Source organism: Elioraea sp. (assembly GCF_051860475.1).
In the GTDB taxonomy this organism is placed as follows: Bacteria; Pseudomonadota; Alphaproteobacteria; order Acetobacterales; family Acetobacteraceae; genus Elioraea.
The window spans coordinates 1-8,606 of record NZ_JBHYDW010000165.1 but is presented as its reverse complement, the minus strand read 5'-3'; the positions used below and the strand labels follow the sequence as shown (position 1 = coordinate 8,606).

The window sequence follows — 8,606 nt, the reverse complement described above, 5'->3', positions numbered from 1 at the left end:
AAGGTCAAGTTTCTGACGGTCATCTGGGGCGCACGCTACATCGACGAGTTCGCGCGGATCTCGCTGCCCTCCTATCTCGCTCCGGGAAACCTGCCCGCACTCGCGGCGGCCAGCGACCTCGAGATCCTGATGCTGACCTCGCGCGAGAGCATCGCCGCATTCGACGGCAAGCCCGCATTCGAGCGGCTGCGTCAGCTCTGCCCGGTGCGCTTCCTGCCGATCGACGATCTGATCACGAGCGGCTGCTACGGCGTGACGCTGACGCTCGCCTATGCGCGCGGGATCGCGGACAGCGGCGCGGCGCAGACCGACACGACCTTCGTGTTCATGAACTCGGACTTCGTGCTTGCCGAGGGCGCGCTCGAGACCCTGCTCACCCGCCTGCACCAGGGGCACCGATGCGTGATGGCGCCGTCGCTCCGCGCCCGCGCCGAGGACGCACTGCCGGTGCTGGCGGACGCGATCGATCCGCGTGACGGCAGCCTGGCGATGCCGCCGCGCGCGATGGTGCGGCTCGCCTTCGACACCCTGCACCCGACCGTGGTCGCCAAGACCGTGACCCAGCAGCTGGTGACCTGCACAACCCACAATCAGATCTACTGGCAGGTCGACGGAACCGCGCTGCTCGCGCGCTACCACCTGATCTTCATGCTGGCGATCCGACCGGAGCGGCCGATCGGGCGGGTCAATTCCTACTGCGACTACGGCCTCGTCCCGGAGCTGGTGCCGTCCGGCGCGTTCACCATCCTCGACGACTCCGACAGCTTCTTCATGCTCGAGCTCCAGCCTTCGGACCAGGAGCGGCGGTTCATCTCGTCGGGCGCGAAGCGGCCGGCCGAGATCGCCCGGGAGCTCTCGGTCTGGACGACGCGGGAGCACCGGCGCTTCGCCGAGGCAGACGTGCTGTTCCGCACCGCCGACCCGCCCGACGGCCTCGACGAGGCCCGTCGGCATCTCGCCGGGTTCATGGCGGCGGTCCGGTCGCGCATGACCCGGCGGCCGGCCGACCACGAGGATCACCTCTACTGGACGCTCGGTGTCGCGGCCTGGCGGTCGCTGCGGGCGGCCGGTGGCGACGACCAGGTCGAGCCGCCCGAGCTCGCCTCGCCTGCGGCGGCCAGGACGACCGCGCCCCGTGGTTGGCTTCGCGGCGTCGCCGCTCGGCGCCGGCGCGGGAGGCGCGTCCCGCTGGCCCAGCGCCTCTACACCGGTCTGCTCGCGCGGGCACGGCGTGCCATGGGCTCGGTGCCGGACGTCCCGATCTGGCATCATCTCTGGCCCGATTCCCGGCTGCTCCTCGACTGGGTGGAGGCGTTGCCGCCGGCGGACCACCGCCTGCTCGTTTGCGCGGACGACAGCACGCTGGCGGCGGCGCTCGGCCGCGGCGACCGGTTCGAGGTGCGCACGGGGTTCGATGCGCTGCTGGAGGATATCGACGCTGATCTCGATCGGTCTCGCGCACAGGCCGAGGGGTACGGCGTGGTCCTGCTGCATCTGCACCGCGCCGACGTCCTGACGGCTGGACGGCTTATCGAGGCCGCGCGCCAACTGGTCCGGCCGGGCGGCGCGATCGCGATCTATATCGACCACCCCAATGGCGACGCGGACCCGAGCAATTTCACGATCGAGCTCGCGCACTACACATCGGATCTGTTCCTGTCCGGCTGGCTCGGCTGCCGCGTCGCCGCGCGGTTCGCGGGCGGACGCATCAAGCGGCGCCTGCGGCGGCTGGAGCGGCGCGTGCTCAATCAGCTCTGGCCCTCGTCCTGGACGCGGCTGCCGCTGCTGCTTGGCGCGATGGTGCTCTGGCCGGTGGTCGCGGCGCTGACGGCGGCGAACAACCTGCGCATGGGCCGGCCCTCCGAGGTCTGCCCGGCCTACTGCACGAGCGCCCTGATCGTGCTGTCCGGCCTCGAGACCGGGCGTCTCGGCGCGCCGCGGCCGGACCACGCCGGGGTGGCGCCCGCGCCCGCCGCAGCCGAGGCGCATGATTGACCCTCGGGCGGCGACGTGGTTTCCATCGCCGCCATCCGGTTCACATCGACGCGGTGCCCCCCACACCATGCCTGCGAGTCCATGACGGAGACATCCGGCTACCTCGTGGTCGGCGGCGACAGCCTGGTCGGTGGCGGCACCGCGGCCGCCCTGGCACGGCGCGGCGAGCGGGTGCTGACAACGACCCGGCGGCGCGACACGATCGGCGATGGGCGCATCCACCTCGACTTCGAGGATCGCGCGACCTTCCGTGCCCCGCCGGGCATCGGCTACGCTTTCCTGATCGCGGCGGCGACCAACTACGACCGATGCGAGCGCGACCCGCAGGCGCGCGTGATCAATGTCGAGCTGATCCCTGAGCTTGCCGCGGCGCTGCTCGCGCAGGGGCTGTTCGTTGCCTTCGTCTCGACCAACTCGGTATTCGGCGGCGATCGGCCCTGGCCGCACGAGGACGATGCGCATGCCCCCGGCATCGCCTACGCCCGGCAGAAATCGGAAGGCGAGGCGGCGATCCGCGCAGCCGCGGCGCGGCTCGGCGCGTCCGGGCGGCTCGCGATCGTGCGGCTGACCAAGATCCTGGACGCGGGCGTCTCGCCGCTGCCGGCCTGGCGCGCGGCCTGGGACCGGGGCGAGGCGGTCGAGCCGTTCGAGGACCTGATCTTTGCGCCGATCTCGCGGCGCTTCGTCGGCGAGGCGCTGGCGACGGTCGGCGCGACACGCGCATCGGGCCATCTGCACATCTCCGGCCGGGAGAACGTGTCCTATGTCGCGTTCGCCCACGCGCTCGCACGGCGCCTGCGCGTCGACGAGCGTCTGATCCAGCCGACCACCGCGGTCGCCAAGGGCGTGCAGATCGCGTTCAAGCCGCGCTTCAGCGGGCTCGGCATGGTGCGCACCTCGGCGCTGACGGGGCTTGCGCCGCAGCCGCTCGACCACCTGGTCGACGATCTCGCCGCCGCGCTGGGCTGTTGACCGGAGGAGGGCGATCCATGGCCGTCAAGGCGACGCGCCGCATGACATGCCGGCTCTGCGGCTCGCCGAAGGTCGAGCGCGTGGTCGACCTCGCGCCGATCCCGCTGTCGGAGAACTATACCACCGACGCGGAGACCGCGAAGCGCGCCGAGCGCTTTCCGGTGGACGTCTACATGTGCGCCGAGTGCGGGCATGTGCAGCAGCTCGACGTGATCGACCCCGAGTATCTGTGGGGGTCGTACACCTACTACTCGGGCGAGGCGAAGGGCATGCCCGAGCACTTCCGGGAGATGGCGGAGCGGATGATCGCCGCTGCCGCGCCGCCCGCCGGGTCGCTGGTGATCGACATCGGCAGCAACGACGGCTCGCTGCTCAGACCGTTCCGGGAGCGAGGCTTCCGCGTGCTCGGCGTCGATCCTGCGAGGGCTGCGGCCGAGCGCGCGATCGCCGCGGGCGTGCCGACCGAGACTGCGCTGATGTCGCTGCCGCTCGCGCGCCGGCTCCGCGACGCGCATGGGCCGGCGCAGATCGTCTCGGCCTTCAACGTGTTCGCCCATGCCGACGACCTCGGCGAGATGGCCGACTGCGTGCGCACCCTGCTCGCATCGGAGGGGCTGTTCTTCTTCGAGGCGCAGTACCTCGCCGACATCATCGACGGCGTGCTCATCGCGACCATCTTCCACGAGCATATGAGCCACCACTCGGTCGCGCCGCTGGTGCGCTTTCTCGACCGGCATGGGCTCGAGCTGATCGCGGCCGAGCGCGCGCCGATCCAGCATGGCTCGCTGATCGGCACGGTGCAGCTCAAGGGCGGGTCGCGGCCCGTCGGGGAGTCCGTGCGCGCGCTGCTCGCGCTCGAGGCGGATCGCAGGCTCGGTGCGCTGGAGACGCTGCGCGGCTTCGGGGCCAAGGTGAGGCAGATTCGCGAACGCACCGCCGCCCTCGCCGCGCGGTGGATGCGCGAGGGGCGCAGCATCGCCGGCTTCGGGGCCGCGCGCAGCGGCCCCACGCTGATCGCCCAGCTCGGCCTTGCCGGCGCGATCGACTACATCGTCGATGACCATCCGCAGAAGGTCGGCCGCTACCAATCGGGCGACGGCATTCCGATCCTGCCAACGGCGGAGCTGCTGAAGCGCATGCCCGACTACGCGGTGATCCTCGCCTGGGTGCATGCGCAGAAGATCATCGAGGGCAACCGCGACTATCTGGACCGCGGCGGGCATTTCGTCGTTCTCTGTCCCGAGACCAGGATCGTTGGCAAGGACGGCGACGTCGCGATCTGACCAGATTTCCGCGGCCCTGCGCCGCCGGCAGTGAGAGGCCCCCATGAGCATGCCGAAGACCCGGGAAACGCAGTATCAGGTGTGTGTCGAGCACGTCGCCGAGCAGGGCTTCGAGCGGATGGGCCTGCGCAGCAGCGAGAGCTGGCACGAGGACCCAAAGCACCTGGTCTTCCGCCTCTCGCGCTACAAGTTCGTCGCCAAGATGCTCGCGGGGCGCAGGCACGTGCTCGAGATCGGCTGCGGCGACGCGTTCGGCACACGCATCGTCCAGGCCGAGGTGGAGCGGCTGAGCGCACTCGACTTCGATCCGGTGTTCGTCGAGGACGTGAAGGCGCGCATGGTGCCGCGCTGGCAGTTCGACGTGTTCGTCCACGACATGCTCGACGGCCCCGTGCCCGGCAGGTTCGACGCGGTCTATGCGCTCGACGTCCTCGAACACATCGAGCCGTCGAAGGAACGCCTGTTCCTCTCCAACGGCTTCGCTGCGCTCGATCCGCACGGGGTCGGGATCATCGGCCTGCCGTCGCTGGAGAGCCAGCCCTACGCCTCGCCGCAGTCCAAGGCAGGACACGTCAACTGCAAATCGGCACCGGATCTGAAGGCATTGATGCTCGACTACTTCCACAGCGTGTTCATCTTCAGCATGAACGACGAGGTGGTGCATACGGGCTTCCACAGGATGGCGAACTACCTGTTCGCGCTCGGCGCTGATCCGCGCGGCTGACGGCACGGCGGACGTGACGTCCGCCCCCCCGCCGCCGCGCCTGGTCGAGTACCTGGCGCTGCGCGAGACGCATCCGTCGTGGTTCCGCAACCCGGATGGCGGGATCGAGGTGCTGCTCGACCCGGCCGGGATCATGGCCGTCGAGGCGGAGATGGGCCGCCGCTATGCCGCGCGCGGGCTGCCTGAAGCCTGGGCGGAGGTCGGAATCCGCTACCGCGACCCCTATCTCATGCTGCTCTGCGATGCGGTGCGCTTTCCTGGCGGCGAGATCGGCGTGCACCACCGGGTGGTGCGCGCAGCCGGCGACCTTTCCGGGGTCGCGATGCTGCCGCGGCTGCCGGACCGTCGTCTGGTGCTGGTGCGGCATTTCCGCCATGCCACGCGCGCGTGGCACTGGGAGGTGCCGCGCGGCGGGATCGAGCCCGGCTTCGACGCGGAGCACGCCGCCCGCGCGGAGCTCGCCGAGGAGATCGGCGCGACGGTCACCTCGCTCACCCCGCTCGGCGCCGTGCACGGCTCGACCGGCCTGCTCGGCCTTGCCGTGCAGCTCTATCTGGCGGAGGTGAGCACGCTGGGCGCACCGGCACTGAACGAGGGCATCACGGAGCTGCGCGCCTTCGCCGTCGCCGAGGTCGAGGTCATGGTGTCCGAGGGCGAGCTCACGGACGCATACTCGCTGGCCTGCCTGCTCCGCGCCCGGCTGCGCGGGCTGCTCTGATGCCCGATCACCGGGGGTCGAACCTTTGGCGATCGGACATCAGTGGCTGTGCCGGCTCTCCCCGCGCGTGGCCACGATGTCGAGATAGAGCGTGGCCGGCTCCAGACAGGCCCCAGTGCCGAGCTGGCCCACCATCGCGCGGTAGATCTCCTCCCACGGCGTCTTGTGCGCGGGCTCGGGCGGCGTCCAGGCGGCACGGCGCGCGGCGAGCTCCACCGCGTCGATCAGCACGTCCACCCGGCGCGTGGTGAGGTCGATCCGCACCCGGTCGCCCGAGCGCAGCAGCGCGAGACCGCCGCCGACCGCTGCCTCGGGCGAGACGTTCAGGATCGAGGGGCTGCCCGAGGTGCCGGACTGCCGCCCGTCGCCCATGGTCGGCAGGGCCGAGACACCCTTCGCGAGCAGCGCGGTCGGCGGCTGCATGTTCACCACCTCCGCGGAGCCCGGATAGCCGACGGGGCCGCAGTTGCGGATCACCAGCACCGAGCGCTCGTCCACGCCGAGGGCGGGGTCCTCGATGCGCGCGTGGTAGTCCTCCGGACCCTCAAAGACGATCGCGCGGCCCTCGAACACGTCGGGCGGGTCGGAGAGGAAGCGCTTGCGGAACTCGGGGTCGATCACGCTGACCTTCATCACGGCATTGTCGAACAGGTTGCCCGACAGCACGACGAAGCCGGCCTTCTCCTTCAGCGGCTGCGCATAGGCGCGGATCACCTCGCGGTCAGGCTCCGGCACCGCCGTGAGATTCGCCGTGACGCTCTTCCCCGTCACGGTGATCGCCTCGCCCCGCAGCCGACCGGCATCGAGCAGCTCCCTCATCACCGCCGGCACGCCGCCGGCGCGGTGGAACCGCTCGCCGAGGAAACGGCCCGCGGGCTGGCAGTCCACCAGCAGCGGGATGTCGGCGCCGATCGTCTGCCAGTCCTCGATCGTGAGCTCGACGCCGATGTGGCGCGCGATGGCGATGATGTGCGGCGGACAGTTCGACGAGGCACCGATGGCGGAGGCCACCGCGATCGCGTTCTCGAACGCCGCCCGGATCAGGATATCGGAGGGGCGGAGGTTCTCGCGCACCATGGCGACGATGCGCCGGCCGGTCTCGTAGGCCATCCAGCCGCGCTCGCGATAGGGCGCGGGGATCGCGGCGCAGCCGGGCAGGCTCATCCCCAGCGCCTCGGCGAGCGCGTTCATCGACAGCGCCGTGCCCATGGTGTTGCAGTGCCCGACCGAGGGCGCCGAGGAGGCGGCGATCTGCATGAACTGCTCGGTGTCGATCCGGCCAGTGGCGAGCAGCCTGCGCGCCTCCCAGATCACGGTGCCGGAGCCGGCGAGGCGGCCGTTCCACCACCCGTCCAGCATCGGCCCGCCGGACAGCACGATCGCGGGGATGTTCACGGTCGCCGCCCCCATCAGGCAGGCGGGTGTGGTCTTGTCGCAGCCCGTGGTCAGCACCACGCCGTCGAGCGGGTAGCCGTGCAGCACTTCGACGAGCGACAGATACGCCAGGTTGCGGTCGAGCGCCGCGGTCGGACGCTTGCCGGTCTCCTGGATCGGGTGGATCGGGAACTCGATCGGCACGCCGCCTCCATCGCGGATGCCGTCCTTCACGCGGCTGGCAAGCTGGACGTGGTGGCGGTTGCAGGGCGCGAGGTCGCTGCCCGTCTGGGCGATGCCGATGATCGGCCGTCCGGACTGCAGCTCCTCGCGGGTCAGCCCGTAGTTCAGGTAGCGCTCGAGGTAGAGCGCGGTCATGCCGGGATCGTGCGGATCATCGAACCACTCGCGGCTTCTCAGCCGCATCTTGCCGTCATCCGCCCCGTTGCCCTTGGCCATCGCGTTCCCTCCTGCTTCTGCGCGCAAGCCTCGGCGCCGCTTCACGCGGCTGTCAATGCCGCCTCTGCGCTTTGAAATCCCGCCCGTTTGGCCTAAGTGACCCCTCGACGGCTCGTCGGCCATTCCGCCCGGGCCGATTGGCGCATGACGCCCGGACCCATGACAGACACGCCGCTGCACCTGATCCGCAACTTCTCGATCATCGCGCATATCGACCACGGCAAGTCCACGCTCGCGGACCGGCTGATCCAGGCCTGCGGCGCGCTCACCGACCGCGAGATGAAGGAGCAGGTGCTCGACTCCATGGACATCGAGCGCGAGCGCGGGATCACCATCAAGGCGCAGACGGTGCGGCTGATCTACCCGGCGAAGGACGGCAACACCTACGAGCTGAACCTGATGGACACGCCGGGGCATGTCGATTTCGCCTACGAGGTGTCGCGCAGCCTTGCCGCCTGCGAGGGCTCGCTGCTGGTGGTGGACGCCTCGCAGGGCGTGGAGGCGCAGACGCTCGCCAACGTCTATCAGGCGATCGATGCGGGCCACGAGATCGTGCCGGTGCTGAACAAGATCGACCTGCCCGCCGCCGAGCCCGACAAGGTGAAGGAGCAGATCGAGGACGTGATCGGCCTGCCGGCCGACGACGCGGTGATGATCAGCGCCAAGACGGGCCTCAACGTCGAGGGCGTGCTGGAGGCGATCGTGACGCGCTTGCCGCCGCCCAAGGGCGACCCGGGTGCGTCCGCCAAGGCGCTGCTGGTGGACAGCTGGTACGACGCCTATCTCGGTGTGGTCATCCTGGTGCGGGTGAAGGACGGGCGGCTGAGGAAGGGCCAGCGCATCCGGTTCATGAGCACGGGCGCGGTGCACACCGTCGAGGCCACCGGCATCTTCACGCCGAAACTGGTGCCGGTGGACGATCTCGGCCCGGGCGAGATCGGCTACATCACCGCCGGGATCAAGACCGTGGCGGACTGCAATGTCGGCGACACGATCACCGATGACCGCGTGCCGGCAGCCGAGCCGCTGCCCGGGTTCAAGCCCTCGGTGCCGGTGGTGTGGTGCGGGCTCTATCCCACGG

General features: G+C 70.3%; 7 protein-coding genes. 6 read left to right on the top strand and 1 reads right to left on the bottom strand.

The window, feature by feature from the left end; all coding sequences use genetic code 11:
- The 5 genes from ACTIFU_RS20500 to ACTIFU_RS20480 form a co-directional block, all read left to right on the top strand.
- The coding region (locus ACTIFU_RS20500; protein ID WP_439580177.1) for a hypothetical protein at window positions 1–1,995 on the top strand (1,995 nt) is incomplete at its 5' end.
- An 81-nt stretch (window positions 1,996–2,076) separates the two neighbouring features.
- The gene (locus tag ACTIFU_RS20495) at window positions 2,077–2,967 is read left to right on the top strand and encodes a sugar nucleotide-binding protein (RefSeq protein ID WP_439580176.1); all 891 of its coding nucleotides are present in this window, start codon (window positions 2,077–2,079) and stop codon (window positions 2,965–2,967) included.
- 17 nt (window positions 2,968–2,984) lie between these two features.
- Window positions 2,985–4,250, top strand: coding sequence for a methyltransferase domain-containing protein (locus tag ACTIFU_RS20490; protein ID WP_439580175.1), 1,266 nt, complete (start codon window positions 2,985–2,987; stop codon window positions 4,248–4,250).
- Window positions 4,251–4,293: 43 nt separating this feature from the next.
- Window positions 4,294–4,974 (top strand): class I SAM-dependent methyltransferase, encoded by a 681-nt coding sequence (locus ACTIFU_RS20485; protein WP_439580174.1) that lies wholly within the window; start codon window positions 4,294–4,296, stop codon window positions 4,972–4,974.
- A gap of 13 nt (window positions 4,975–4,987) precedes the next feature.
- Window positions 4,988–5,692, top strand: coding sequence for an NUDIX hydrolase (locus ACTIFU_RS20480; protein ID WP_439580173.1), 705 nt, complete (start codon window positions 4,988–4,990; stop codon window positions 5,690–5,692).
- A gap of 39 nt (window positions 5,693–5,731) precedes the next feature.
- Here ACTIFU_RS20480 and ACTIFU_RS20475 read toward each other — a convergent pair whose 3' ends face one another.
- The gene (locus tag ACTIFU_RS20475) at window positions 5,732–7,525 is read right to left on the bottom strand and encodes an IlvD/Edd family dehydratase (RefSeq protein ID WP_439580172.1); all 1,794 of its coding nucleotides are present in this window, start codon (window positions 7,523–7,525) and stop codon (window positions 5,732–5,734) included.
- A 159-nt stretch (window positions 7,526–7,684) separates the two neighbouring features.
- On the opposite strand from ACTIFU_RS20475, the gene ACTIFU_RS20470 reads away from it, so the two are divergent.
- A partial coding sequence (locus tag ACTIFU_RS20470) for a GTP-binding protein (protein ID WP_439580171.1) occupies window positions 7,685–8,606 on the top strand: 922 nt, incomplete at its 3' end.